The following is a 26,224-nucleotide window of genomic DNA, read 5'->3' as shown; positions in this document are numbered from 1 at the left end:
GGAGTTTTAAGAATATGAAAAAGTTACTCCTCGTAAACGGTCCTAACCTAAATCGCCTCGGTGTTCGTGAGGTAAATGTATATGGAAAGGGCACGCTAGCGACACTTGAAGCAGATATGAAGCAAGAAGCAGAAACAATGGGAGTGGAGTTAGAATGTTTCCAATCGAATCATGAAGGTGCCATTATCGACATTATTCATGAAGCGGAAGATATATATGAAGGGATCATTTTAAATCCAGGAGCATTTACGCATTATAGCTATGCGATTCGTGATGCCATTGCGAGCATTTCGATTCCTGTTATTGAAGTACATATTTCTAACATTCATCAGCGTGAATCGTTCCGTCACGAATCTGTGACGGCAGCTGTTTGTGCAGGACAAATTGTTGGATTTGGTTTTTATGGCTATAAGTTAGCGTTATTTGCATTAATGGAGAAATTGAGGGAGGCATAAAGTAATGGAGAAAATTGAAAGATTACGAAGTGCATTTGGTGAGGCTGGCATTGACGGTATTTTGTTAACAAATGAACATAGTCGTAGATATATGGCTAACTTCACAGGAACAGCAGGTGTAGTTCTTATTTCAAAAGATCGTGCTCAATTTATTACAGATTTCCGTTACGTCGAGCAGGCAAGTAAACAAGCGGTTGGATATGAGATTGTACAGCACGCAGGATTGATCATTGATGAAGTGGCAAAGCAAGTGAAAGAGCTTGGAATTCAAAAGCTTGGTTTTGAGCAAGATACTCTTACATATAGTTCTTATTCAGCGCATAAGGAAGCGATTGATGCTGAATTTATCCCAACTTCTGGACTTGTAGAAAAGTTACGCTTGATAAAGACTGATTCAGAGATTAAGATATTAAAGGAAGCTGCACAGATTGCAGATGCTGCCTTTGAGCATATTCTATCATTCATTCGCCCGGGAGTATCTGAAATTGAAGTGTCAAATGAACTTGAATTTTTCATGAGAAAACAAGGAGCAACATCTTCTTCGTTTGATATTATCGTTGCTTCAGGTCTTCGTTCGGCATTACCGCACGGCGTGGCATCTGAAAAAGTGATAGAAACAGGAGATTTCGTTACATTAGACTTCGGCGCTTATTACAAAGGATATTGCTCTGATATTACTCGTACGATTGCAGTCGGTGAACCATCTGATAAATTAAAAGAAATTTATAATATCGTTTTAGAAGCGCAACTACGTGGTGTGAACGGTATTAAAGCTGGTTTAACAGGTCGCGAGGCTGATGCGCTAACGCGTGATTACATAACGGAAAAAGGATATGGTGAATACTTTGGACACTCTACTGGTCATGGAATAGGTCTTGAAATCCATGAAGCGCCAGGTTTAGCGTTCCGTTCTGATACAGTACTTGAACCCGGCATGGCTGTAACAGTAGAACCAGGTATTTATATTCCAGGTATTGGCGGCGTACGTATTGAAGATGATATCATTGTGACAAGTGAAGGTAATGAAGTAATTACGAAATCACCAAAAGAACTTATTATTTTGTAATACACAGGAGGATTTTTTTACATGATTTCAGTAAACGATTTTCGTACAGGTTTAACAATTTCAGTGGACAATGCCCTTTGGCAAGTACTTGATTTCCAACACGTAAAGCCAGGTAAAGGTGCTGCATTCGTTCGTTCTAAACTACGTAATATTCGCACAGGATCTGTTCAGGAGAAAACATTCCGTGCAGGTGAGAAAGTAGAAAAAGCACACATCGAAAACCGTCGTATGCAATACTTATACGCAAGTGGTGAGGCTCACGTATTTATGGATAACGGAACTTATGAGCAAATCGAGCTTGGTGAAAAACAAATCGAGCGCGAGCTTAAATTCCTAAAAGAAAACATGGAAGTAGCAATCATGACTTACCAAGGCGAAGTACTTGGTGTTGAACTTCCGAATACAGTTGAATTAAAAGTGTCAGAAACAGAGCCTGGTATTAAAGGTGATACTGCTTCTAACGTAACAAAACCAGCTACATTAGAAACTGGTCTTGTTGTACAAGTACCAATCTTCATTAACGAAGGCGAAATGCTTATCATCAACACTGGTGAAGGTAAATACGTTTCTCGTGCATAGTAGAAAAGCACTCGTGATAATTCACGAGTGCTTTTTTTATAGGAAATAGGGTAGATAGTAAATAGCTGTTATAATAAAACTGACTAAAACAAGTGAAAGAGTACCCATAATAGATGGAGTCAAAACAATTTGAAATGGTTTTATTTCGCCAGTCTCAACACCAGTTAATGTTTTACTTATTGCGTGATCTGTAATGTTATTTCTATGGTTACTCATAATAATTAACCACATAATTGCAAATATTGCTAAACTACCAAGGGAAAATGTCTCTATAAATGACCAACCGACCAATAAGGAAAAAAGATAAATAAGAGCTAATTCTACTACAACGGTTAAACTAATTTTCAATGTCTTCATATTTTTCCCCCTCATTCTGTAATCTCAACCAGTTTAAAAAATTTTCACGTGACACGACATGCAAAGAGCAAGTTGACTTTACTTCTTTCTCTAGTGCAGCGTATTCGTCTGGAAACTTGTTTTCCACATGCAATGAAATATAAGGTAGTTTTTCTTGTGCTTTTAACGAGCGGGTATTATTCGTTTTAGCACCAGCAAATACGTAGGAAAGTTGTAAGTCTAAAAAGGCGATTTTAAAGATTTCTTTTTTAGCAGCCTCGTTATAGCCTTTTCCCCAGTACGGATAGCCGAGCCAACTACCAATGTGAGATTGCTTCTTCTCATCATTAATATGTTTAAGTGTGGTGAGGCCAATTATTTCATTCTCTTCATTCACAATCATTCTCGATAAGGATTTCTTTTGATGTTCTTCTTCTATTGCGAAAAGAAGAAATGCTTTTGTGTCTTCGATGTTTTCTACCGTTATCCCTAATGCATTTTTTATATGTGGATCACTTGATAGCTCGAAAATCACATTTGTATAGCGTAAATCGAGTGGTAATAAAGTAACGTGCTGCATGTTTTCTACCCCTTTTAAACTAAATGTACCATAATATACCATAAAATAATATGAATATTCAGATTCTAATTCGGGCTTTAGAGAAAAATTATGTTTTTACTTCTGAAATAGACAACCTCTGCATATGGTTGTACAAATATATTCTTTTTAAGAATACGAAGTTAGTAACTGTTACGGGAGAAGGTGGAAGAATGAAACAGTGGCTAGCGGCAATGGAAACATCCGTGCTTGTTATGGGAGCACTTCGATTATTTTCAGGTAGTGCGGAGATATTTGCTGCTTTGCTTATGCTTTATGTGAATGATGCGAAGAAAGCGTTGTTTATAAATGGTATGTTAGCGTTTGTTGGACCTACCGTATTAATTTTAACAATGACAATTGGGATAGCGAGTGTAGCAAGTGAAATTTCTTTCTTGAAGCTCTTTTTTCTAGCGCTTGGAATTTGCTGTATTTTTATCGCATTACTGAAATAGTAAGTCGAGTATAGTGGGGAGAAGCCGATGAAAGAGGTATTAGAAGTTTTACCAAAAACGATGAAGTATTTAATTGAAGAATGTAAGCAATACGATGCTTTAGAGGAAATTCGTGTTCGAATTGGAAGACCGCTAGAGTGTATTGCACACGGAAAGGTGTTTTTTTATGACTATATCACTACTGCAGAGGATGCTATTTACTTACTGAATAAGTTAAGTCAATTCTCAATTTATACGATGGAAGAGGAATTAAAACGTGGGTATGTGACACTTCGCGGGGGGCATAGAATCGGATTAGCGGGAAAAGTCATTACAGAAAAAAGCGCAGTGAAAATGATTCGTGATGTCTCTTCCTTTAATATTCGTATTGCTCGTCAAAAAATAGGGATTGCTGAACCGCTTTTGCCATATTTGTATGAAAAAAGATGGTTAAACACGATGGTAATTGGCCCTCCGCAAACGGGAAAAACGACACTTTTAAGAGATGTAGCTCGTTGCATGAGTCAAGGAGTAAGTGCTTCGGAAATTCCTTCTTGTAAAGTGGGGATCGTTGATGAACGGTCAGAAATTGCTGGCTGTGTGAAAGGGATCCCGCAATATGATTTTGGTACCCGAGTCGATGTGTTAGACGCGTGTCCAAAGGCAGAAGGAATGATGATGATGATTCGTTCTATGAGTCCTGATATTTTGATCGTAGATGAAATTGGCCGTAAAGAAGATAGTGAAGCAATTATGGAGGCAGTGCATGCAGGTGTTCAGCTTTTTATAAGTGCACACGGATTTTCCTATGAGGATGTTGTGAGACGTCCATCGCTAAAGGCAGTGCTAGAGCTTGGTATATTTGATAGGTTTGTGGAGTTGTCAAAAGCGAGGGGTCCAGGAACGGTTATGCAGGTGAAAGATAAATATGGAAAACCAGTGCTATCAAGTAGAAAGGCTGAGGGCGTATGGTGAAAATATTCGGTGCAGTGTTAATCGTTGCGGTCAGCACCTTTTTCGGGTTTTCATACGCTAAAAGATATAGTGAGAGGCCGAGGCAACTTAGATTATTAAAATCAGCACTTCAATCATTAGAAGCAGAAATTATGTATGGACACACACCTTTATCTGAGGCTGCCGAGCGATTAGTTAAACAAATGCCAAAGCCATTAAATTGGATATTTCAAAGTTTCGCCAGAAGACTACAAAGCGGGGAACAAACAGTAAGAGAAGCGTGGATAGATAGTTTGAAAGAGAACTGGAAGTTAACCGCATTTCAACAAACTGAGTATGAAATACTGCAGCAATTTGGTGAAACGCTCGGGCAACATGATCGTGAATCACAACAAAAACATATTCGCTTATGTATTACACATTTGGAGAGAGAAGAAGGAGAAGCGAAAGCACTACAACTGCAATACGAAAAAATGATTAAGAGCTTAGGGGTACTAGCAGGGCTACTTATTGTAATTTTACTGCTATAGGGGGGAGAAAGGCGATGTCCATTGATGTTGGATTAATATTTCAAATCGCCGGAATCGGCATTGTTTTAGCTTTCATTCATACTGTACTAAAAGAATTAAAGCGGGAGGATATTGCAAATTGGGTTATCCTTGTCGGTTTTGTCGTCATTTTATTTCATGTTGCATTTTTAATTAACACGCTATTTGACAAGATTAAAAGTGTCTTTCTCTTCCAGTAAAGGAGGCGGTTCGAATCGAAATTATACAAATTGTCGGATTAGGCCTCGTTGCTACGTTTTTAGCTGCTGTTTTGAATCAGCATAAATCTAGTATTACATCTTTATTTATTGTGTTCGTAGGTAGCGTGATGTTTCTTATTTTAATCGATCAAATTCATTCTATTTTACAAATGATTGAGAGAGTAGCAAGTGAAGCGAAAGTTAGTAACGTCTACGTGGAAACGTTACTAAAGATTATTGGAATTGCTTATATTGCTGAGTTTGGAGCCCAAATTACAAAAGATGCTGGTCAAGGTGCCATCGCTTCGAAAATTGAACTTGCTGGGAAAATCTTAATTCTCGTTATGGCGATTCCTATTTTGACGGTTGTAATTGAAACTATTCTCGGATTTTTACCGACGGGATAAGGGGGAGTGAATGTTGAGGAGGTTTGGAGCTAAGCTGCTATTTGCTTGCTTCCTTTTCTTTTCTTTACCGGTTGTTGTACAAGCTTCTCCTGTAGAAACAAACGTCGTTGATCAACAATTGGATAAGCTCGGAATTGAAGATGTGAAGCAATTTTGGGACGGGCTTGTTACAAAATATGGAGGCTATTTGCCAGAGAGTCAAAAAGGGAGCTTTATGGAGTTTGTAAAGGGAGAAAAAGAATTCTCTCTAAAAGAGTGGATGATAGGGTTATTAAAATATTTATTTCATGAGCTTGCTGCTAATGGAAAACTGCTTGGCACACTTATTATGCTCACAATCTTTAGTGCATTGTTGCAATCACTGCAATCCGCTTTTTCAAAAAGTAGCGTAAGTAAAATTGCTGATGCTGTTGTGTATATGGTACTTATTATTTTTGCTTTAAATAGTTTTTATGTCGTTATGACATATGCAAGAGAAACGATACAAACAATGGTAGATTTCATATTAGCGTTATTGCCAATTTTGCTGGCGCTTATAGCAACTGGGGGCGGGGTTGTATCTGTATCATTTTTTCATCCGGTTATCATTTTCTTAATGAATACGAGTGGGCTTCTTATGAATTATATCGTTCTACCACTTTTATTACTGGCAACGATATTAAGTATTGTAAGTACAATGAGTGATCAATATAAAGTGACGAAATTATCCAAGCTTCTGCAAAACGTTAGCGTAGGGATTATCGGTGTCTTTTTAACAATTTTTTTAGGAGTATTATCTGTACAAGGGACAGCAACAGCTGTTGCTGATGGAATAGCTGTGAAAACTGCTAAATTTGTAACAGGAAACTTCATTCCAGTAGTTGGAAGGATGTTTACAGAAGCGGCAGATACTGTTATTAGCGCATCAGGATTATTGAAAAACACAGTCGGAATTATTGGGCTCGTCATTTTATGCTTAATTGTTGCTTTTCCAGCGATTCAAATTTTCTGTATTGCATTTATTTATAAATTCGCAGCAGCAGTATTGCAACCGGTTGGCGGCGGAGCAATTATTCAATGTTTAGACATTATTGGACGAAGCATCATTTACGTATTTGCTTGCTTAGCTATCGTATCATTTATGTTCTTTTTAAGTATTACAATTATTATTGCTGCGGGGAATATTACACTTATGATGCGGTAGGAGGTGAAGAGTATGCAATTTGTTACAGAGTGGATCAGAAATATTATCGTTTTTTTGCTCTTAGCAACAATGCTTCATCTTATTCTTCCAAATTCGAATTTGCAAAAATACGTTAAATTCGTTGTAAGTCTTTTGTTAGTTGTATTAATTTTAACGCCCCTTTTTAAACTATTGCAGACAGATGTAAATGAAGTAATTGCAAATTTTAATGAAGAAAAGTACGTAGCAGAAGGATCTGTAAAAAATTCAATAGATTCGAAGAAAAAAGAAATACAAGCTCTAACACGTGCATATAGTTTAGAAGAGATGGCTACCAAAATGAAAAAAGAAGTAGGAAAAGAGTTTGAGAAAAAGTATGGTATGACTGTCTCTGAAATACAAATAGTCGCAGCAGAAAATACAGAAGAAGTAAAGTCAGCGAAAGATATTCAATCTGTTGTTGTGACGTTGAAAGAAAAAGAACGTAGTAAAAATGATGCAATCGAAACAGTAAAGCCAATTGAAATTAACACGAAAGAGCCTCCAAAAAAAGTGGAAGAAACGAATGTAGAAATGAAAGATTTCTTTTCAAGCAGGTGGCAACTAGAGGGTAAACAAATCCAAGTTCAAATGGAAGGGAGGACAGGTAGAGTAAATGGACAATAAAGATAAAAATTCGAAGTTCTCATTTTTTCGAAACTTATTGAATGGGGATCAAAAAGAAAACAACGAGAAGGGTAAAAAGATAACACCTAAGTTTTTACTTGTCCTACTCATACTTGGAATTTTGCTTATGTTTTCTAGTAGTCTCTTTTCAAGTAAAAAAGAAGAAGTACCTGTATTTAAAGAACAAAAAACTCAAAATCAAGAAAAAGACGTACCAACTTTCGGACAAAAAAGTAATGATAGTATGTCAAATGTAGAAAAATATGAAAAAGCGTATGAACAAGAATTAAAAACTGCTTTAGAAGAAATAGCAGGAGTAAAAGACGTAACGATTAAAGTGAATTTAGATTCATCTGAAGAAAAAATTTTAGAAAAAAATACAGTGAAACGCTCACAAACAACAGGTGAAACAGATAAAACAGGCGGTAAGAGAGAAGTAGAGGACGAGTCTCTTGATGAAAAGACTGTCATTATACGTGAAGGGGATAAAGAAACTCCTGTTGTTTTACGAACAGAGAAGCCGAAAGTACGTGGTGTTCTTGTCGTAGCAAAGGGAGTGGATAATATACAAGTTAAAGCAATGGTAAAAGAAGCTGTGATAAGGCTGCTAGATGTACCGGCCCATCGCGTTTCAGTTTCACCGAAAAATTGATAGGGAGGAAATAAAGTGTTAAAAAAACAAACAGTTTGGTTATTAACGATGTTAAGTTTAGTTGTTGTACTATCTGTGTATTACGTGACAACTCCTGACAAAATGAATACAGCATCGCCGGCAACAGGTGAAAAGATTGGACAAGAAAAACAAGGTACTGATAAAGCAGTAACAAACGAAGCGCCTAAAGAAACTCCGAAAAAAGAAAATACAAGCAAGGAAACAACAAATAAAGAAACAGACAAAAAAGAAAATGCAAAAAAAGAAACAAGTAAAAAAGAGGGCAATGTATCAGTTCAATCAAGTGATGAGAATTTCACAGCTTTACGTATGCAAATGGAAGATCAGCGTAGTGAAGCGAAAGCAAAATTACAAGAAGTGATGAGTTCAACAAAAGCTTCAGCAACAGAAAAGAATAAAGCAAAAGAAAATTTTGATGCCATTACGACAATGGAAACGAAGCAAGAATTACTTGAGACAGTAATTAAATCTCAAGGAGGATATCCAGATGCTCTTGTAAGAGCTGATGGTACTGACATTAGAGTAACGGTTAAAGCGGCAAAACATTCACAGAAAGAAGCAAATAAAATTATTCAACTTGTAAGAAGTGAAGGCGGATCAAAAGATGTAGGTGTGAAATTTGATCCACCAGCGAAATAAGTGAAACTTTAATCCGCAGGGATTTCCCTGCGGATTATTATCTTTTATTAAGCAAAGGGTATGCAAATAGTAAAATAGAGTATGTAAGTAAACGTGTGAATAGAAAAAAGCTATCATTTTCGATAGCTTTTTTCTATTTCGTCTTTGTAGTTATTTTTACTATGTTCAACTCGGAATGGAGAAACACGTTGCGAGTAAAAGATTAATGGTTCATGGTACTGATGATTACTTTTTCCGGATTTGACGTGGATGCAAAGAACACATGCCCAAACGATTACAGCAGGTAAAAAGAGAATGAGCCATATCATATTTCCACACCTCGACACAATATATTTTCTACACTTTGAACATACTATTCTTATATGAAGGAATGATGAACGGCGTGTAAACAAAAAAATAATATTTGGTAAAAATATGTTATTGACTATAGGTGTAGTGAAGAGTGGAGAGGGAATGGCATGTTTGCTGTGTAACGTTTTGCTAAAGTAGTGAATGTTTTTTAAGAAGTGGTCTTGCCAATTTCATGTGAAACTTGGTATTATTACTAGGTATTAAATTTTTATTGGAATAATATTTTTACAGGAGTTTCGATTTATTATAAAGAAATATAAATTGGAATGTTTAAAAAATTTATCGTAAGATGGAAATAGTAAATATTTCTATTAGTTAATGAAATATATTTTCTAATAGAATACATCGTATTTTTACAGTCAATCTAGTTTTCGTGACGAGAATCTGTAAAAACGGGACAAACAAGAGTATGGGAGTGGATTTTACATGTTTAAAATTCAAGAAGTTCGTGAATTAATTAAATTAATTGATAGCTCTAATATTGATGAATTTGAATACAAAAAAGACGGTACAACAATCAAAATGAAAAAGCGTGGTAATGAAGTTGTTGCTGTGCAAGCACCTGCAGCAAAACAAGCTATGCAACCAGTAGCGCCTGTTGAAGTTGAAACGACAGTAGCAGCAGCGCAAGCAGAAGCGCCAAAACAAGAAGAGAAGAAAACTGTTCAAGATGAAAACCTACATAAGATCACCTCACCAATGGTAGGTACATTCTATTCTTCTTCTTCACCTGATACACCTCCATATGTAAGTGTTGGGGATAGAGTATCGAAAGATTCTATCGTATGTATTGTCGAGGCTATGAAGTTATTTAACGAAATTGATGCTGATGTAGAGGGCGAAATTGTTGAAATTCTTGTTAATAACGGACAGCTTGTTGAGTATGGACAACCGCTATTTCTTGTAAAAGCGTAATAAGGGAGTCTTTGTGATGATAAAAAAAGTATTAATAGCCAATCGTGGGGAAATTGCTGTACGAATTATTCGTGCTTGTAAAGAAATGGATATTGAAACAGTTGCAATTTATTCAGAAGCAGATAAAGAGTCACTTCACGTACAGATTGCAGACGAGGCGTATTGTGTAGGACCAACGATTTCGAAAGAAAGCTATTTAAATTTGACGAACATTATTAGCGTTGCGAAGTTAACAGGCTGCGATGCTATTCATCCGGGATACGGATTTTTAGCAGAGAATGCAGATTTCGCAGAGTTATGCCGTGAATGTAACTTGATTTTTATCGGTCCAAGTCCAGAAGCTATTTCAAAGATGGGCACAAAAGACGTTGCTCGTGATACAATGAAAGAAGCAGGGGTTCCGATTGTACCAGGTTCACAAGGGATTATTAAAAATACCGAAGAAGCGATCGAGCTTGCTAATCAAATTGGATATCCAGTTATTATTAAAGCGACTGCAGGTGGTGGCGGAAAAGGTATTCGTGTTGCACGCCATGAAGAAGAGCTTATAAAAGGAATTCAAATTACACAGCAAGAAGCTAGTACCGCTTTTGGGAACCCTGGTGTATACTTAGAAAAGTACGTTGAAGATTTCCGCCATGTTGAGATTCAAATAATGGCAGATACACACGGAAATGCCATTCATTTAGGAGAGCGTGATTGTACAATTCAGCGCCGTTTGCAAAAACTATTAGAAGAAAGTCCATCACCTGCACTTGATGAAGATATTCGCAAGCAGATGGGTGAAGCGGCAGTTAAAGCGGCGGTAGCGGTTGATTATACAGGTGCTGGTACGGTTGAGTTTATTTATGAATATAAAACGAAAACCTTTTATTTCATGGAGATGAATACGAGAATTCAGGTTGAGCATCCGGTTACTGAAATGGTAACGGGAATGGACTTAATTAAAGAACAAATTCTTGTTGCTTCAGGAGAAAAGTTATCGTTACAGCAAGAAGAAGTACAATTTAATGGTTGGGCAATTGAATGTCGAATTAATGCGGAAAACCCTGCCAAAAAATTTATGCCATCTCCAGGTAAAGTAGAAATGTACTTACCACCAGGAGGATTTGGTATTCGCGTCGATTCAGCTGTATATCCGGGATATTCAATCCCACCTTTCTATGATTCGATGGTTGCTAAATTAATTGTTCACGGAAAAACACGTGAAGAGGCAATTGCAAAAATGAAGCGCGCACTTAGTGAATTTGTCATTGAAGGCGTACATACAACAATCCCGTTCCATTTGCAATTGCTAGATCATCCTGATTTTGTAAAAGGTGAGTTTAATACGAAATTTTTGGAAGAGCATGAACTTGTGACGCAGTGATACATTAAAGGAGGTTTTTTTCATGGCTGAACATATGTTAGATATGGGTCAAGATACAACTCTTGGTAAAGTAGAAATTGCACCAGAAGTAATTGAAGTAATTGCAGGTATTGCAGCTGCTGAAGTAGAAGGTGTAGCGGCAATGCGCGGTAATTTTGCTACAGATGTTGTTGAGAAGTTAGGTAAGAAAAATCATGGTAAAGGTGTAAAGGTTGAATTAGCAAACGAAGATATTATCGTTGACCTTTATGTTGTAATGTATTTTGGTGTAGCAATTCCAGTTGTTGCACAAAAGATTCAAGACAATATTCGCCAAGCACTCTTTACGATGACAGGACTTGAGCCAAAAGAAGTGAATGTTCACATCGTTGGCGTAACATTCGAAACACAAAAAACAGAAATCGAACCAGTGTAAGAATGAAAAGGTGCCTAGTAACATAGGCATCTTTTTTATCGTTTCATTTCTTCACAAATTACAACCCTCTAATTATTATACTATTTCAAAAAATAAGAAATAAACAAGAAAATGTGTCGTTTTTCCAAAAAACGTACATTGTGATAAGATATGGAACTTGAAGTTAATCTTTTTATTATTTTTCAGCCTTGTAACCCGTGTGTGAAACGATAAATTGTGTTATTATCATTGTATTATAAGGTTGGAAAATCAATGAAAACTGTAAGAGTAAGTGAATTGACGGCTTATAAATTATAATAATATAACAAAGTATAAGGAAAGACTTGAAGCATAAAGGAGAGTTACAATGAAACGTAGGACGGCTAGAGAAAGAGCAATGCAAGCATTATACCAAATGGATATTACAGGTGAATTAGAACCGAAAGTAGCAGTGGAAAACACGCTAGATGAAGGCGAAGAAACAAATGAGTTTCTAGAGTCACTTGTAGTAGGTTTTGTAGAAAATAAAGAAGCAATCGATGAAGCGATTCGTCAAAACTTAAAAAAGTGGAAGCTTGAGCGTATTAGCATTGTTGATCGCAGTATTTTACGTGTAGCTGTGTATGAAATGAAATACATGGAAGAAATTCCACACAACGTAACAATTAACGAAGCAATTGAAATTGCTAAAACATTTGGGGATGAGGAATCTCGTCGTTTTATTAACGGCGTTTTATCTAATATAAAAGATACACTGTAAATTCTTTAAGGGGGAATCTTAAAATGGTAGCAGTAATCATCAAAGGAAATGAAGTTGCGGAGAAAAAACGAGCACAATTAACAGAAGAAGTTGTGAAGTTGAAAGAGCAAGGTATTGTACCAGGGTTAGCAGTTATTTTAGTTGGAGAAGATCCAGCATCTCGTTCTTATGTGAAAGGAAAAGAAAAAGGCTGTGAACAAGTAGGGATTTACTCAGAGCTAATTGAACTTCCTGAAACAATTACTGAGGAACGTTTGCTTGCTGAAATCGATCGCTTAAATGGCGATGACCGTATTAATGGCATATTAGTGCAATTACCTTTACCAAAACATATTGAAGAAAAAGCTATCATTGAAAGAATTTCACCAGAAAAGGATGTAGACGGATTTCACCCAATCAGCGTGGGACGTATGATGACGGGACAAGATACATTCCTTCCATGTACACCGCATGGTATTGTAGAATTAGTAAAAGAAACAAATCTTGATATTTCTGGAAAACATGTAGTAGTAATTGGAAGAAGTAATATTGTCGGTAAACCAGTGGGGCAATTGTTTTTAAATGAAAATGCAACTGTCACATATTGTCATTCTAAGACGCAAAATATGAAAGAGTTATCGAAGTTAGCTGATATTTTAATCGTAGCTGTTGGACGACCTAAAATGATAACAGCGGATTATATTAAAGAAGGAGCGGTTGTAATTGACGTTGGTGTTAACCGTTTAGAAACAGGAAAACTTTGTGGTGATGTTGACTTTGACAACGTGTTAGATGTTGCGGGTTACATTACACCTGTGCCAAAAGGTGTTGGTCCAATGACAATCACAATGCTTCTTCATAATACTGTTGAATCTGCCAAACGTGCAGGTGTCGTTTGTAAATAATTTGAGTCGGCTATGAGGAGAGAGAAATGGAGAAGCAATATTTAACCGTTACAGCGTTAACACGCTATATAAAAACAAAAATAGAATATGATCCGCATTTGCAGTCTGTTTGGTTAAAAGGTGAAATTTCCAACTTTAAAAATCATAGCCGTGGCCACATGTATTTTACATTGAAAGATGAAAATGCAAGAATCGCAGCGGTTATGTTTGCGGGTCATAATCGTAATATTAAATTCAAACCTGAAAATGGGATGAAGGTACTCGTGAAAGGGAAAATCTCTGTTTACGAGGCGAGTGGTTCTTATCAAATTTATATTCAAGACATGCAGCCTGACGGAGTCGGAAATTTACATTTAGCGTACGAACAGTTAAAAGTTCGCTTAGAAGAAGAAGGACTTTTTTCTCAAGTTTATAAAAAAGCAATTCCTCCTTACGCTAAAACAATAGGTGTGATTACGTCGCCAACAGGAGCAGCGATTCGTGATATTATAACAACGATTAAACGTCGTTATCCAATTGGGAATGTTATTGTATTTCCGGTACTTGTACAAGGGGAGTCAGCGGCTCCCTCGATTGTACAAGCGATTCGTACAGCGAATGAAATGGGAGAGATAGATGTACTAATCGTTGGTCGTGGTGGAGGTTCTATTGAGGAATTATGGGCTTTCAATGAGGAAATGGTTGCAAGAGCAATCTTTAAGAGTGAAATTCCTATTATTTCGGCAGTAGGCCATGAAACGGACTTTACAATCGCAGATTTTGTTGCAGATTTACGCGCACCAACACCGACTGCAGCAGCTGAGCTAGCAGCACCTAATATTATAGAGTTACAAGAAAAGGTATTACAAAGAACTCTGAGATTGCAAAGAGCAATGAAAGAGTTAGTACATAAAAAAGAAGAAAAACTACAAGTGTTGCAAAAATCGTATGCGTTCCGTTATCCAAGACAAGTATATGAGCAAAAGGAAGAGCAATTAGATAGAGCGCTAGAACAGCTTGTTTTAGCGAAAGAGCGCTATATTGATAAAAAGGTGAATCAGTTAAAGCAACTTTCATTTTATTTAGAGAAGCACCACCCATCTCAAAAAATTATTCAAACGAAGGTAGCTGTTGAAACTTTGCAAAAGCAATTACAACGTGAAATGCAAACGTTACTTCAAACGAAAGAATTTGCCTTTGTAAGAGCTGCTCAAAAACTTGAAGCGTTAAGTCCGCTTAAAGTAATGATGAGAGGGTACGGGCTTGTATATGATGAAGAGAAGCAAGTGTTAAAAAGTGTGAAAGATGTAAGCCTTGGAGATGCTGTTTCAGTTCAATTACAAGATGGAATACTAGATTGTAGCGTATCAGGCATAGAGGAGCGTGAATTGAATAATGGAAAATAAATTAAGCTTTGAAGAGGCAATTTCGCAACTTGAGCATCTTGTTTCTAAGCTAGAACAAGGTGACGTACCTTTAGAAGAAGCGATTTCTTATTTTAAAGAGGGTATGGAATTATCTAAGCTTTGTGATGAGAAGTTGAAGAATGTACAAGAACAAATGGCAGTTATTCTTGGGGAAGATGGAGAGCTTGAACCGTTTACTGCTTTAGGAGATGAAGCATAGTGACGATTGCTTTTGATACTTTTTTGAAGGAAAGTAAAACTTTCGTAGAAGAGAAACTTGTAAGCTATGCAAATGAATTACAATGTCCAAATGTACTTCGTGAAGCGATGGCATATTCTTTAGAAGCGGGTGGAAAACGTCTCCGCCCGTTACTTTTGTTTGCAACATTACAAGCGTTTGGGAAAGAAAGAAATCTTGGAGTAGGTGCAGCTTGTGCTCTTGAAATGATTCATACATATTCGTTAGTTCATGACGATTTACCTTGTATGGATGATGATGATTTAAGAAGAGGAAAGCCCACAAATCACAAAGTATTTGGTGAAGCGATGGCAGTTTTAGCAGGAGATGGCTTATTGACGTATGCTTTTCAAGTTATTATGGCATATGAGCAAAAAGAAATTTCTGCAGAAAAAAAAGTAAGACTTGTACTTGAACTTGCAAAAGCAGCAGGACCAGAAGGAATGGTTGGCGGACAAGTGGCAGATATGGAAGCTGAAGGGAAACGCCTTACAATTGATGAATTGGAGTACATCCATAAACATAAGACCGGAAAACTGCTTGAATTTGCTGTACTTGCGGGTGCGATACTTTCTGATGCGACAGAAGAGCAAGAAGAAAAGTTGCTTACGTTTGCTAAATATATCGGTCTAGCTTTCCAAATTCGAGACGATATTTTAGATGTCGAAGGCACCGAAGAAGAGATTGGAAAACCGATTGGTAGCGATCTTTCTAATGAAAAGAGCACATATACGACGTTGTTTACTGTAGATAGAGCAAAGGATATTTTAGAAGAAACAATTGCAGAAGCAAAAGGTGCAATTAGCTCCTTGCAATTACAAGATGAATATTTACTATCTATTTGCGATTTGATTGCAAAACGTAATAACTAATATAACAGCGTTTTCATTTGTTGAGTCATTCATCATTTTATGATATAAATGTAGGAAAAGGTTTTTCTTTTCTTGTTATTGGCAAAAATATATGTAGATTACATTGCCGTTATCACTTCGTGTTAGCGGCTATTTTTTTCATCGCCTAAAGAAATATGGTTTATAATAGGATTAAGGCGCAATAGACTGGTTAATAGCGGGACAAGACGAAAAATAGAAAAGAGAATTTCTTGTTTTGTGTAAATGTTTTTTATAATATTTGACATGTTGACAGATTATGAAATGAAAGTGAGTGATCCATGTGGATCTAACGCAAATTCAAAACCCTAGTTTTTTGAAAGATATGTCTATCAGTGAACTAGAGGGATTGAGTGAGGATATTCGTAAGTTTTTAATTGAAGAGCTCTCTCAAACAGGTGGACATATTGCACCTAATTTAGGTGTAGTAGAACTCACAATTGCTCTGCACAAATTATTTGATAGCCCGCAAGATAAATTTTTATGGGATGTAGGACATCAATCCTATGTACATAAAATTTTAACTGGACGCGCGAAAGAGTTTGGTACATTAAGGCAATATCAAGGTCTATGTGGTTTCCCGAAACGTTGCGAGAGTGAGCATGATGTATGGGAAACTGGTCATAGCTCGACTTCGTTATCGGCTGCAATGGGAATGGCTCTGGCACGTGATTTAAAGAAAACGAAAGAATATGTTATACCAATTATTGGAGATGGTGCTTTAACAGGTGGAATGGCCTTAGAGGCATTGAACCATATTGGACATGAAAAAACAGACATGATTGTTATTTTGAATGATAATGAAATGTCAATTGCACCAAACGTTGGTGCGCTTCATAATGTACTCGGTCGTTTACGTACCGCAGGAAAATATCACTGGGTAAAAGATGAGTTAGAGTATATATTAAAGAAAATCCCAGCAGTTGGCGGGAAAGTGGCTGCGACAGCAGAGAAAATAAAAGATAGTCTTAAATATTTACTAGTATCTGGTGTCTTTTTCGAAGAGTTAGGCTTTACATATTTAGGTCCAGTCGATGGGCATGATTATGAAAAGTTATTCGAAACGTTGCAATATGCAAAGAAAACAAAAGGCCCAGTACTTGTTCACGTTATTACGAAAAAAGGAAAAGGTTATAAACCGGCTGAGAGTGACGTTATTGGAACTTGGCATGGAACAGGACCTTATAAAATTGAATCAGGTGACTTCGTTAAGCCAAAAGAAGTTGCACCAGCATGGAGTGCTGTCGTTAGTGAAACAGTACTTAAGCTAGCGAGAGCGGATGAGCGTATCGTAGCAATTACACCTGCAATGCCTGTTGGATCAAAACTTGAGAAATTCCAAAAAGAATTCCCAGATCGTATGATTGATGTAGGTATTGCAGAACAGCACGCTACAACAATGGCAGCAGGTATGGCAACGCAAGGAATGAAGCCATTCTTAGCAATTTATTCGACATTTTTACAAAGAGCATATGACCAAGTTGTTCATGATATATGCCGCCAAAATTTAAATGTTTTCATCGGAATAGATCGCTCGGGATTAGTAGGAGCAGATGGTGAAACGCATCAAGGCGTATTTGATATCTCATTCTTACGTCACTTGCCGAATATGGTGCTTATGATGCCGAAAGATGAAAATGAAGGGCAACATTTAGTTTATACGGCGATGCAATATGAAGATGGACCAATCGCATTGCGTTATGCTCGTGGTAATGGACTTGGCGTTCATATGGATGAAGAATTAAAGGCGATTCCAATCGGTACGTGGGAGACGTTAAAAGAGGGTACACAAGCAGCTATTTTAACGTTTGGTACGACAATACCAATGGCAATGGAAGCAGCTGAGCGTCTTGAAAAAGCTGGGGTTTCAGTGAAAGTAGTGAATGCTCGCTTTATTAAACCAATGGATGAAGCATATTTACATGATCTTCTAGGGAAGAATATACCGATTTTAACGATTGAAGAAGCTTGTTTAATCGGTGGTTTTGGAACAGGAGTAGTTGAATTTGCATCTGAAAATGGTTACCATAGTGCATTAGTTGAACGAATGGGTATTCCAGACCGCTTCATAGAGCACGGAAGTGTAACAAAATTATTAGAAGAAATTGGTTTAACGACAGATGCTGTTGTAGACCGTATTCATACAATGATTCCATCAAAACAAAAAAGGGCGTAACAAATGAGCGTAAAAAAAGAAAGAGTAGATGTACTATTAGTAGAGCGAGGACTTATAGAAACGCGTGAGAAAGCAAAGCGCGCCATTATGGCCGGACTCGTATATGCAAATGAGATGAGACTTGATAAGCCAGGAGAGAAAATCTCGCAAGATACTGAGATTACGGTGAAGGGACAAGTTATGCCGTATGTAAGTCGTGGTGGTTATAAACTTGAAAAGGCATTAGAGACATTTCATCTTGATTTACAAGATAAAGTTATGATAGATATTGGTTCATCAACTGGTGGCTTTACAGATTGCGCGCTTCAAAATGGAGCGAAATTATCTTATGCATTAGATGTAGGATACAATCAACTAGCGTGGAAATTACGTCAGGATGAGCGTGTTGTTGTAATGGAACGAACAAACTTCCGTTACGTGACACCAGCAGACTTAGAACGTGGTTTACCTCAATTTGCAAGTATTGATGTTTCATTTATATCATTAAAGCTTATACTGCCAGTTTTAAAAACAATGCTTATGCCTAACGGAGATGTAGCAGCGTTAATTAAACCGCAGTTTGAAGCTGGAAGAGAGCAAGTTGGGAAAAAAGGTATCGTTCGTGATAGAAAAGTACATGAAGCTGTTGTAGAAATGATTGTCGATTTTGCTTTAAAAGAGGGCTATGATGTGGAAGGTTTAACATTCTCACCAATTACGGGTGGGGATGGTAATATTGAATTTTTAATTCATCTGAAATGGCATGGTGAACGTGAGAATGGCGAAAATCATTCTCCGATTTCTATAGAGCAAGTTGTTACAGAAGCACATGACGTTCTAAAACAAAAAGGGAAAGGGGAATAACATATGTTGTTCCTCTTTTTGCTGTAATTGTATAATGATTGTAAAAACAATTGTGTACAAGAAACGAATTATAAGTTAACATAAATAAGTGAAGTATACCAATGTTTAAACTATGGTAAGAGATAGTGTGAGGTGCAAATGTATGAATAAAGGTCAGCGCCATATTAAAATCAGGGAAATTATTGCAAACAAAGAAATTGAAACACAAGATGAATTAGTTGATATTTTACGTAATGAGGGATTTAATGTAACGCAAGCAACAGTATCGCGCGATATTAAAGAACTGCACTTAGTGAAGGTGCCATTACATGATGGGCGCTATAAATATAGCTTGCCAGCAGATCAACGATTTAACCCGTTACAAAAATTAAAACGAAATCTAGTGGATTCATTTGTAAAATTAGACACGGCAGGACATATGCTTGTGCTAAAAACATTGCCTGGTAACGCTCATTCACTTGGAGCACTTATTGATCATTTAGAGTGGGATGAGATCATCGGAACCATCTGTGGTGATGATACTTGCTTAATTATTTGCCGTACACCTGACGATACAGGTGTTGTCTCTGATCGTTTCTTAAATATGTTGTAACAAAAAATCTTGTTTGCTTTCCATCGTAAAGTGGGAAGTGAACAAGATATTTTTATTGGTCAAAAATATGATTTTTCAATTGTAATATAATATTTTGTTTGCATAAAGTTAGAAAATAGATGGATTGACCCGTAAAACAAATGTTTGGTACAATGAAGCGGGTTAGAAGAGTATATACATACAAATATATAGCATGATTATTTGAATGAAGAAATGAGAAAATCCTTTAGTAAGGGATTATTTTATAACGAGGTGAATGGGGCATTGTTATCGGAATTATCGATTAGAAACTTTGCTATTATTGAAGCATTAAATATTTCTTTTCAAAAAGGTTTAACGGTTTTAAGCGGTGAAACAGGGGCCGGAAAATCGATTATTATTGATGCGATTAGTTTACTTGTAGGTGGCCGTGGGTCAGCAGAATTTGTTCGATATGGAACAGAAAAGGCTGAGATTGAAGGGCTGTTTTATGTTGAAGATGATAAGCATCCATGTATTGAAAAAGCAGAAGAGTTAGATATAGAAATAGAAGATGGCATGATTATTTTAAAGCGTGATATTGCTGCGAACGGGAAGAGTGTATGTCGTGTAAATGGGAAGCTTGTTACACTTAGCATATTAAAAGAAATTGGGAAAACACTTGTTGATATTCATGGACAGCATGAAACGCAAGATTTAATGAATGAAGAACGACATCTGTTTATGCTTGATCACTTTGATGGGGATCGAATCGTTAAACAACTAGACATATATCAAAACGTATACGCTGACTATGAAAAATTAAAAAAACAATTGAAATCGTTAAGTGAAAATGAACAACAGATGGCACATCGCTTAGATTTAATTCAATTTCAGCATGAAGAAATTCGCAAAGCTGATTTAAAGATGGATGAAGAAAATGAATTAACTGAGGAACGATTGCAAATTTCTAATTTTGAAAAGATTTATAAAGCATTAGGTGATGCATATCGTTCATTGAGTGCTGACGGACAAGGATTAGATAATGTAAGAAGCGCAATGGGACAAATGGAAAGTATTACACATTTAGATGAAATGTATCAAGAGAATCATGATTCAATTGCAAATAGCTATTACTTATTAGAAGAGGTTGCATATCAACTGAGAGAAAAGCTCGATATGATGGAATATGATCCAAATCGTTTAGATGAAATCGAAACACGTTTGAATGAAATTCGTATGCTAAAGAGAAAATATGGAAATACTGTAGAAGAGATTTTAGCGTATGCAGATAAAATTGAACAAGAAATATTTACAATTGAAAATAAAGACGTTCATATTGAAACGACGAAGAAACAGTTGAAGGAATTAGAAAGTGTTATTCTGAAAGAAGCAACGTTGTTAAGTAATATGCGTCATGAGCTTGCAGAACACCTTACAAATGCAATTCATCAGGAATTAAAAGAATTATATATGGAAAAAACGAAATTTGAAGTGAGAATTATGAAGAGAGAAGGAAATGCAGAAGAGCCCCTTGTGGAAGGTGCACCGGTAAGACTTACGGCAGATGGTTACGATCATGTGGAATTTTATATTTCGACCAACCCAGGAGAGCCGCTAAAACCACTTTCAAAGGTTGCTTCTGGCGGAGAGTTATCTCGTATCATTTTAGCTTTAAAAAGCATTTTTTCTAAGCATCAAGGGGTTGCATCTGTTATTTTTGATGAAGTGGATACGGGTGTAAGTGGCCGGGTCGCACAGGCTATTGCTGAAAAAATTTATCGAGTATCAGTAAACTCGCAAGTACTTTGTATTACGCACTTACCTCAAGTAGCTTCAATGGCAGATTCGCATTTATTTATTCGAAAACAAGTAGCGAATGATCGGACAATTACATCAGTTACTGTTTTAACTATGGAGGATAAAGTAACAGAAATAGCTCGAATGATTTCTGGTGTGGAAATCACAGATTTAACGACGGAGCATGCGAAAGAATTACTTACGCAAGCGCATCATTTTAAACAGACAGCAGAGGCTATCCAGTAATGGATAGCTTTTTTTCTCAAATGACGATTTCTTAATTCTTCCGGTTATAAATAAAGCATTGCAAGGAGAGATTAAAAAGTGAAGCCAAGAGGCTGAATGTGGGGTAGGAGCGAGGAGAGTGAACAAGTTGAAATTAGAAAAATTTCGAAAAATAATAGGTCTTTGTCTCCTTGTTTCTTTAGTTTTTATTGGATGTTTTAAACCGCTTCGAACGTTTATTTCATCACCGAAACAACTTGTTGTTTTTGAAGGACAACAATCAGAAATATCATCATTACCAGTTTTCAAAGCTTCATCCACAAATCGTCATGTATTTACAGTGAGTTCGAATGAACAAAAACAAGGACTTATGGTAAATTCTCATCAAAATGGTGAAGCTGATATGGTATTTCAGCTTGCGGGTTTTCCAGTGAAAAAAGTAAATGTGAAAGTGTTAAAAGATTTTAAAGTGATTCCAGGTGGACAATCAATTGGTGTGAAATTAAATACAAAAGGTGTACTTGTTGTAGGCCATCATTTAATTCAAACTGAAAAAGGTAAAATATCTCCTGGTGAAACAGCAGGTGTACAAATTGGAGATATGATTACTGAAATTAATGGTAAAACCATTGAAAGAATGAGTGATGTAGCACCGTTTATTCATAATAGTGGAGAAACAGGTGAACCGCTTAATCTTGTATTGTTAAGAGATGGAAAATATATTCGCACGAAGCTAACGCCGCAAAAAGACAATGGTGAATCGTCTTATCGAATTGGCTTGTATATCCGCGATTCGGCAGCTGGAATTGGAACAATGACATTTGTTCATCCGGATTCTATGAAATACGGGGCGCTTGGTCATGTTATTTCTGATAATGATACAAAAAAGCCGATTCAAGTCGAAGATGGACAAATTATGCGCTCGACAGTTACATCAATTGAAAGAGGCAGTCATGGGAATCCAGGCGAGAAATTAGCAAGATTTTCACCAGATCGTGAAGTGATTGGCAATATTACAATTAATAGTCCATATGGTATTTTTGGAAAATTAAATACGAATATGAAAAACGGTATAATGGATAAAGCAATGCCTATCGCATTATCTCATCAAGTAAAAGAAGGACCGGCAAAAATATTAACAGTTATTGATCAAGATAAAGTAGAAGCGTTTGATATTGAAGTTGTTAGTACAGTGCAGCAAAAATTCCCAGCTACAAAGGGTATGGTAATAAAGGTAACAGATAAACGTCTATTAGCGAAAACGGGCGGTATCGTACAAGGAATGAGTGGAAGTCCAATTGTACAAAATGGAAAAGTAATTGGTGCTGTTACACATGTATTTGTAAATGATCCAACATCCGGATATGGTGTTCATATTGAATGGATGTTACATCAAGCTGGAATTAATATTTATGATCAAGAGAAAAAAGCGAGCTAATACATATTAGCTCGCTTTTTCTGTTGAAAAATTCGTTGAAATTTTGTAAAAGCTCCGCAAGAGGTGTTTTTTGTTGTAAAATAAAAGAAAAGGGTTGAACGTTTCGTTGTATTTCTATGATGGAATGTGTTGCGAAAGGGAATAAATGAACGATAAACATATTTTTTTGTGATTTTATCGGAAAGTAAGAAACTTTAAAAGGGAATTTTCACACAATTGTCGAACAATTCATGTAGCCTAGAAGGATACACATGTCGGAGAATCGATTCGGTAAGGGAGGAAAAGCTGTGGAGAAAATTAAAGTATGTCTTGTGGATGATAATAAAGAACTAGTATCAATGTTAGAGAGCTATGTAGCTGCTCAAGATGATATGGAAGTAATCGGTACTGCTTATAATGGTCAAGAGTGTTTAAACTTATTAACAGATAAGCAACCTGATGTACTCGTTTTAGACATTATTATGCCACACTTAGATGGTTTAGCTGTATTGGAAAAAATGCGACATATTGAAAGGTTAAAACAGCCTAGCGTAATTATGTTGACAGCATTCGGGCAAGAAGATGTGACGAAAAAAGCAGTTGACTTAGGTGCCTCATATTTCATATTAAAACCATTTGATATGGAGAATTTAACGAGTCATATTCGTCAAGTGAGTGGTAAAGCAAATGCTATGATTAAACGTCCACTACCATCATTCCGATCAGCAACAACAGTAGATGGAAAACCGAAAAATTTAGATGCGAGTATTACGAGTATCATTCATGAAATTGGTGTACCCGCTCATATTAAAGGATATATGTATTTACGAGAAGCAATCTCCATGGTATACAACGATATCGAATTATTAGGATCGATTACGAAAGTATTGTATCCAGATATCGCAAAGAAATATAATACCACAGCAAGCCGTGTGGAGCGAGCAATTCGTCACGCGATTGAAGTAGCTTGGAGCCGTGGGAATATTGATTCTATTTCGTCCTTATTCGGTTATACAGTATCCATGTCAAAAGCAAAACCTACGAACTCTGAGTTTATCGCAATGGTTGCGGATAAGCTGAGACTTGAACATAAGGCTTCGTAAACGCTGTAGTATCAAGGTGTTAAGCGTATTTCATAATAAAATTTAATAACCAACGAATTACGTATGTAGGCAATAAAGTACATAGGTAATTGGCGGTTAATTTAAAAACCTTCTATTTATTGGATTGAAATTTTGATTCCAATAGCTAGGAGGTTTTTTGTTGTATGAATAACTTTCAAATGAATGTAGAAAACTTTTTACTTCATTGCGATGCAAAGCATCTAAATAGAAGAAAATGATGAACTCTTATTAAGTTGACCTATCAATTTGAGGATGGGCACCAATAAATAGAATCATTTAATGATAGTTATGAAATATACAATGCCTTGATATAGCGATGGTTATACAGTATCCATGTCAAAAGCAAACCTACGAATTCTGAATTTATCGTAATGGTTGCGGATAAGCTGAGAGTAGGAACAGTAAGGGATTTAAGTTATAGTAAAGCTTAATAATTCTTGCAATTTATACTCGATAGTAAATTTAAAATCAATGAGTTTTTTATTTACCTCGATTTAAGGATTTTGAAGGAATACATATTTATATAGAAAAATGCAGTGAAAATACGGATATGTACAGAAAATAAGTGGATTTGACATCATAATCTCTATAACGTATCATTGATTTGGAAAAGTTAGAGATATAGGAGAATGGATGAATGACTTTAAAAAAAATAGTAAATCGAGCGTACCCAATCATTGTCATGACGGTGTTTTTATCTATATTTTCAATGATAGTAAGTAAATTTTTTATCCCAAAAACAATTTTGATGAGGGGTGAATTTCCTTATCCGACTGAGGAGTATACTCCCAAAAAAGTCGCTGCTGTTATAGCGTTGACGTTGCTTTTATTTGTGCTCTTCTTTATGTATTATAAATTGGTTATTAATAAAATGAAAAGAACGTATACAAATATTATGATTGCTTTAGGTATCATAATCATTTTGACGATGGAAATAAGTATTACTTCCATAGCATTTAACCCTGTTGTTGGGGATTATGCTATCCTTAAACAAGGAATTGTCTCTGTGTTTAATGGAGATAATCAATTTTTAGAAATGGGACAGCTTTTATTTTATCCATATAATACACATGTTGTATTAATAGGGGGATATTTTGCTAAATTGATAGGGAGCGTAGATTTAGCGATAAAAATATTACCAATAGCTTGTATAACAGGCAGTATTATTTTAAATGTATTGATTGTAAGGAAAATTACAAACTTTAAAGTTGCTCACATATCGATTGTGTTATCTGTGCTAAATATTTTTATATATTGGCAGGCACCAGTTTTCTATACTCATACATTGGTAATATTTTTTATTTCAGCAACAATGTATACATATTTGTGCTTGAAAACGGCGGAAACAAAAAGAATGAAGATTATTTTATGGATTTTATTAGGGGTTTTCGCAGCTTGTACTTATATTATAAGACCGACAGCATTAACCGTAGCGTTAGCGATTTTAATTGAAAATATTTTTAAGTTTCGTAAGGAATACTCTGTAAAGGTGTTAAGTAGTGTTTTATTTTGTTTAATCCTTATTGTAAGTTTTAAAGGTATAACGACAAAGCTAAATCTCAGTACCGATAATGAAATTGAAAAAATTCCATTCACTCATTGGGTGAAAATGGGCCTGAACAAAGATACGTATGGTGTGTGGAATCAGGCAGATGCAGATTATATTGATGATGAAAACATAAAGAATACGAAAGATTTGAATGAGCACAATCAAGAAGTTATAGTGCAACGTTTCAGTGAACTTGGTGTAATGGGTTATGTGCAACATTTGAATGAAAAAATAACTAGAGAATGGGTATCAAGTCAGTTCTCCATGTACCGTATTGGGCAATGGTTTGAACAGAAGAATGACATGGTAACTAATTACGTATCGAATTATAGTACAACGAAGTATAAAATCGTTACTATATATTCGTATATTATCAAATTATTTGTTTATATAGCTGTTTTGGCGGCTGTTATTCTTTATAAAAAGAAAGATGAAAATGAATCGGAAGTTATACGAATTGCGATGATTAGTGCATTAGGGGTATTTACTTTCTTGTTACTATGGGAAACAGCTCCTCATTATACGTATGAAGCATTTGCATTTATGAATATTCCAGCTTCTTTAGGATTGTATAAAGTGTTTATGATTTTTAACAAAGAAAAGAAAAACGCATAATTTGAGTAACTAAAACGAGTAA

Annotated in this window: 30 protein-coding genes and 1 pseudogene; 28 read left to right on the top strand and 3 right to left on the bottom strand. The window is 36.0% G+C overall.

Features of this window, described 5'->3' with window-relative positions:
- Window positions 1-14 precede the first annotated feature (14 nt).
- From aroQ to efp, 3 genes are read left to right on the top strand one after another with little or no spacing between them, the layout of a single operon-like run.
- Complete coding sequence (gene aroQ, locus N2V79_RS20595; protein ID WP_000735140.1) at window positions 15-455, top strand: type II 3-dehydroquinate dehydratase; 441 nt, start codon at window positions 15-17, stop codon at window positions 453-455.
- A gap of 4 nt (window positions 456-459) precedes the next feature.
- Complete coding sequence (pepQ, locus tag N2V79_RS20590; RefSeq protein WP_000411057.1) at window positions 460-1,521, top strand: Xaa-Pro dipeptidase; 1,062 nt, start codon at window positions 460-462, stop codon at window positions 1,519-1,521.
- Window positions 1,522-1,542: 21 nt separating this feature from the next.
- Window positions 1,543-2,100 carry an elongation factor P gene (efp, locus tag N2V79_RS20585; protein ID WP_048563839.1) on the top strand — a complete coding sequence of 186 codons (558 nt, stop codon included), beginning with the start codon at window positions 1,543-1,545 and terminating at the stop codon, window positions 2,098-2,100.
- 36 nt (window positions 2,101-2,136) lie between these two features.
- On the opposite strand, the gene N2V79_RS20580 is transcribed toward efp, so the two are convergent.
- On the bottom strand, window positions 2,137-2,457 hold the full coding sequence (locus tag N2V79_RS20580) for a hypothetical protein (protein ID WP_340720190.1): 321 nt from the start codon (window positions 2,455-2,457) through the stop codon (window positions 2,137-2,139).
- Entirely contained in the window at window positions 2,438-3,016 is a 579-nt protein-coding gene (locus N2V79_RS20575; protein ID WP_023522996.1) for a GNAT family N-acetyltransferase, read from the bottom strand. Before N2V79_RS20575 ends, N2V79_RS20580 begins: the two co-directional genes overlap by 20 nt.
- A gap of 191 nt (window positions 3,017-3,207) precedes the next feature.
- Between N2V79_RS20575 and N2V79_RS20570 the strand changes: the two genes are divergently transcribed.
- The 9 genes from N2V79_RS20570 to N2V79_RS20530 are packed head-to-tail and all read left to right on the top strand — an operon-like array spanning window position 3,208 to window position 8,717.
- A complete protein-coding gene (locus N2V79_RS20570) occupies window positions 3,208-3,489 on the top strand; it encodes a YqhV family protein (protein WP_000816050.1) in 282 nt (93 codons plus the stop codon).
- Window positions 3,490-3,516: 27 nt separating this feature from the next.
- Window positions 3,517-4,443 carry a stage III sporulation protein AA gene (spoIIIAA, locus tag N2V79_RS20565; RefSeq protein ID WP_000665907.1) on the top strand — a complete coding sequence of 309 codons (927 nt, stop codon included), beginning with the start codon at window positions 3,517-3,519 and terminating at the stop codon, window positions 4,441-4,443.
- Window positions 4,437-4,952: a stage III sporulation protein SpoIIIAB gene (gene spoIIIAB / locus N2V79_RS20560; RefSeq protein WP_000238703.1), complete on the top strand. Its 516-nt coding sequence runs from the start codon at window positions 4,437-4,439 to the stop codon at window positions 4,950-4,952. The genes spoIIIAA and spoIIIAB overlap by 7 nt, the downstream gene beginning before the upstream one ends.
- A 14-nt stretch (window positions 4,953-4,966) precedes the next feature.
- On the top strand, window positions 4,967-5,170 hold the full coding sequence (spoIIIAC, locus tag N2V79_RS20555) for a stage III sporulation protein AC (RefSeq protein WP_000020914.1): 204 nt from the start codon (window positions 4,967-4,969) through the stop codon (window positions 5,168-5,170).
- Window positions 5,171-5,193: 23 nt separating this feature from the next.
- The gene (spoIIIAD, locus tag N2V79_RS20550; protein WP_077393170.1) at window positions 5,194-5,577 is read left to right on the top strand and encodes a stage III sporulation protein AD; all 384 of its coding nucleotides are present in this window, start codon (window positions 5,194-5,196) and stop codon (window positions 5,575-5,577) included.
- Between the two features lie 10 nt (window positions 5,578-5,587).
- On the top strand, window positions 5,588-6,760 hold the full coding sequence (gene spoIIIAE, locus N2V79_RS20545; RefSeq protein ID WP_000946113.1) for a stage III sporulation protein AE: 1,173 nt from the start codon (window positions 5,588-5,590) through the stop codon (window positions 6,758-6,760).
- A gap of 12 nt (window positions 6,761-6,772) precedes the next feature.
- Window positions 6,773-7,405 carry a stage III sporulation protein AF gene (spoIIIAF, locus tag N2V79_RS20540; protein WP_001161037.1) on the top strand — a complete coding sequence of 211 codons (633 nt, stop codon included), beginning with the start codon at window positions 6,773-6,775 and terminating at the stop codon, window positions 7,403-7,405.
- Window positions 7,395-8,057, top strand: a complete 663-nt coding sequence (gene spoIIIAG, locus N2V79_RS20535; RefSeq protein ID WP_340720189.1) for a stage III sporulation protein AG — start codon at window positions 7,395-7,397, stop codon at window positions 8,055-8,057. Before spoIIIAF ends, spoIIIAG begins: the two co-directional genes overlap by 11 nt.
- A gap of 15 nt (window positions 8,058-8,072) precedes the next feature.
- Entirely contained in the window at window positions 8,073-8,717 is a 645-nt protein-coding gene (locus N2V79_RS20530) for a SpoIIIAH-like family protein (protein WP_065485172.1), read from the top strand.
- A gap of 113 nt (window positions 8,718-8,830) precedes the next feature.
- On the opposite strand, the gene N2V79_RS20525 is transcribed toward N2V79_RS20530, so the two are convergent.
- Entirely contained in the window at window positions 8,831-9,025 is a 195-nt protein-coding gene (locus N2V79_RS20525; RefSeq protein ID WP_002000935.1) for a hypothetical protein, read from the bottom strand.
- A 469-nt stretch (window positions 9,026-9,494) separates the two neighbouring features.
- Between N2V79_RS20525 and accB the strand changes: the two genes are divergently transcribed.
- From accB to N2V79_RS20450, 16 genes and pseudogenes are all read left to right on the top strand, one after another.
- Window positions 9,495-9,983 carry an acetyl-CoA carboxylase biotin carboxyl carrier protein gene (gene accB, locus N2V79_RS20520; protein WP_000472863.1) on the top strand — a complete coding sequence of 163 codons (489 nt, stop codon included), beginning with the start codon at window positions 9,495-9,497 and terminating at the stop codon, window positions 9,981-9,983.
- Between the two features lie 16 nt (window positions 9,984-9,999).
- Window positions 10,000-11,352 (top strand): acetyl-CoA carboxylase biotin carboxylase subunit, encoded by a 1,353-nt coding sequence (accC, locus tag N2V79_RS20515; protein ID WP_000592870.1) that lies wholly within the window; start codon window positions 10,000-10,002, stop codon window positions 11,350-11,352.
- A 22-nt stretch (window positions 11,353-11,374) separates the two neighbouring features.
- The gene (locus N2V79_RS20510) at window positions 11,375-11,767 is read left to right on the top strand and encodes an Asp23/Gls24 family envelope stress response protein (protein ID WP_000807630.1); all 393 of its coding nucleotides are present in this window, start codon (window positions 11,375-11,377) and stop codon (window positions 11,765-11,767) included.
- Window positions 11,768-12,113: 346 nt separating this feature from the next.
- Window positions 12,114-12,506, top strand: a complete 393-nt coding sequence (nusB, locus tag N2V79_RS20505; protein ID WP_000830247.1) for a N utilization substance protein NusB — start codon at window positions 12,114-12,116, stop codon at window positions 12,504-12,506.
- Window positions 12,507-12,529: 23 nt separating this feature from the next.
- Window positions 12,530-13,390 carry a bifunctional methylenetetrahydrofolate dehydrogenase/methenyltetrahydrofolate cyclohydrolase FolD gene (gene folD, locus N2V79_RS20500; protein WP_000226732.1) on the top strand — a complete coding sequence of 287 codons (861 nt, stop codon included), beginning with the start codon at window positions 12,530-12,532 and terminating at the stop codon, window positions 13,388-13,390.
- A 26-nt stretch (window positions 13,391-13,416) separates the two neighbouring features.
- Complete coding sequence (gene xseA / locus N2V79_RS20495) at window positions 13,417-14,775, top strand: exodeoxyribonuclease VII large subunit (protein ID WP_000415244.1); 1,359 nt, start codon at window positions 13,417-13,419, stop codon at window positions 14,773-14,775.
- Window positions 14,765-14,995, top strand: a complete 231-nt coding sequence (xseB, locus tag N2V79_RS20490) for an exodeoxyribonuclease VII small subunit (protein ID WP_000428423.1) — start codon at window positions 14,765-14,767, stop codon at window positions 14,993-14,995. Before xseA ends, xseB begins: the two co-directional genes overlap by 11 nt.
- Window positions 14,995-15,885, top strand: a complete 891-nt coding sequence (gene ispA, locus N2V79_RS20485; RefSeq protein ID WP_000150374.1) for a (2E,6E)-farnesyl diphosphate synthase — start codon at window positions 14,995-14,997, stop codon at window positions 15,883-15,885. The genes xseB and ispA overlap by 1 nt, the downstream gene beginning before the upstream one ends.
- A gap of 301 nt (window positions 15,886-16,186) precedes the next feature.
- Window positions 16,187-18,079 carry a 1-deoxy-D-xylulose-5-phosphate synthase gene (dxs, locus tag N2V79_RS20480; protein ID WP_000366452.1) on the top strand — a complete coding sequence of 631 codons (1,893 nt, stop codon included), beginning with the start codon at window positions 16,187-16,189 and terminating at the stop codon, window positions 18,077-18,079.
- Window positions 18,080-18,082: 3 nt separating this feature from the next.
- Window positions 18,083-18,922 carry a TlyA family RNA methyltransferase gene (locus tag N2V79_RS20475; RefSeq protein WP_000111872.1) on the top strand — a complete coding sequence of 280 codons (840 nt, stop codon included), beginning with the start codon at window positions 18,083-18,085 and terminating at the stop codon, window positions 18,920-18,922.
- 142 nt (window positions 18,923-19,064) lie between these two features.
- Window positions 19,065-19,514: an arginine repressor ArgR gene (gene argR, locus N2V79_RS20470; RefSeq protein ID WP_001032580.1), complete on the top strand. Its 450-nt coding sequence runs from the start codon at window positions 19,065-19,067 to the stop codon at window positions 19,512-19,514.
- Window positions 19,515-19,778: 264 nt separating this feature from the next.
- Window positions 19,779-21,518, top strand: a complete 1,740-nt coding sequence (gene recN / locus N2V79_RS20465; protein ID WP_000947734.1) for a DNA repair protein RecN — start codon at window positions 19,779-19,781, stop codon at window positions 21,516-21,518.
- 118 nt (window positions 21,519-21,636) lie between these two features.
- Complete coding sequence (spoIVB, locus tag N2V79_RS20460; protein WP_002000940.1) at window positions 21,637-22,935, top strand: SpoIVB peptidase; 1,299 nt, start codon at window positions 21,637-21,639, stop codon at window positions 22,933-22,935.
- 251 nt (window positions 22,936-23,186) lie between these two features.
- Window positions 23,187-24,017, top strand: a complete 831-nt coding sequence (spo0A, locus tag N2V79_RS20455) for a sporulation transcription factor Spo0A (RefSeq protein ID WP_001293873.1) — start codon at window positions 23,187-23,189, stop codon at window positions 24,015-24,017.
- A gap of 339 nt (window positions 24,018-24,356) precedes the next feature.
- Window positions 24,357-24,469 (top strand): annotated as a pseudogene (locus tag N2V79_RS29250) (hypothetical protein); the annotation flags it as partial.
- Window positions 24,470-24,675: 206 nt separating this feature from the next.
- On the top strand, window positions 24,676-26,202 hold the full coding sequence (locus tag N2V79_RS20450) for a hypothetical protein (RefSeq protein WP_340720188.1): 1,527 nt from the start codon (window positions 24,676-24,678) through the stop codon (window positions 26,200-26,202).
- Window positions 26,203-26,224 lie beyond the last annotated feature (22 nt).

Origin of the sequence: Bacillus sp. CH_70 (genome assembly GCF_038007045.1) — a bacterium.
In the GTDB taxonomy this organism is placed as follows: domain Bacteria; phylum Bacillota; class Bacilli; order Bacillales; family Bacillaceae_G; genus Bacillus_A; species Bacillus_A cereus.
The sequence above is the reverse complement of the archived record's forward strand: the minus strand, read 5'-3'. Positions and strand labels throughout refer to the sequence as shown.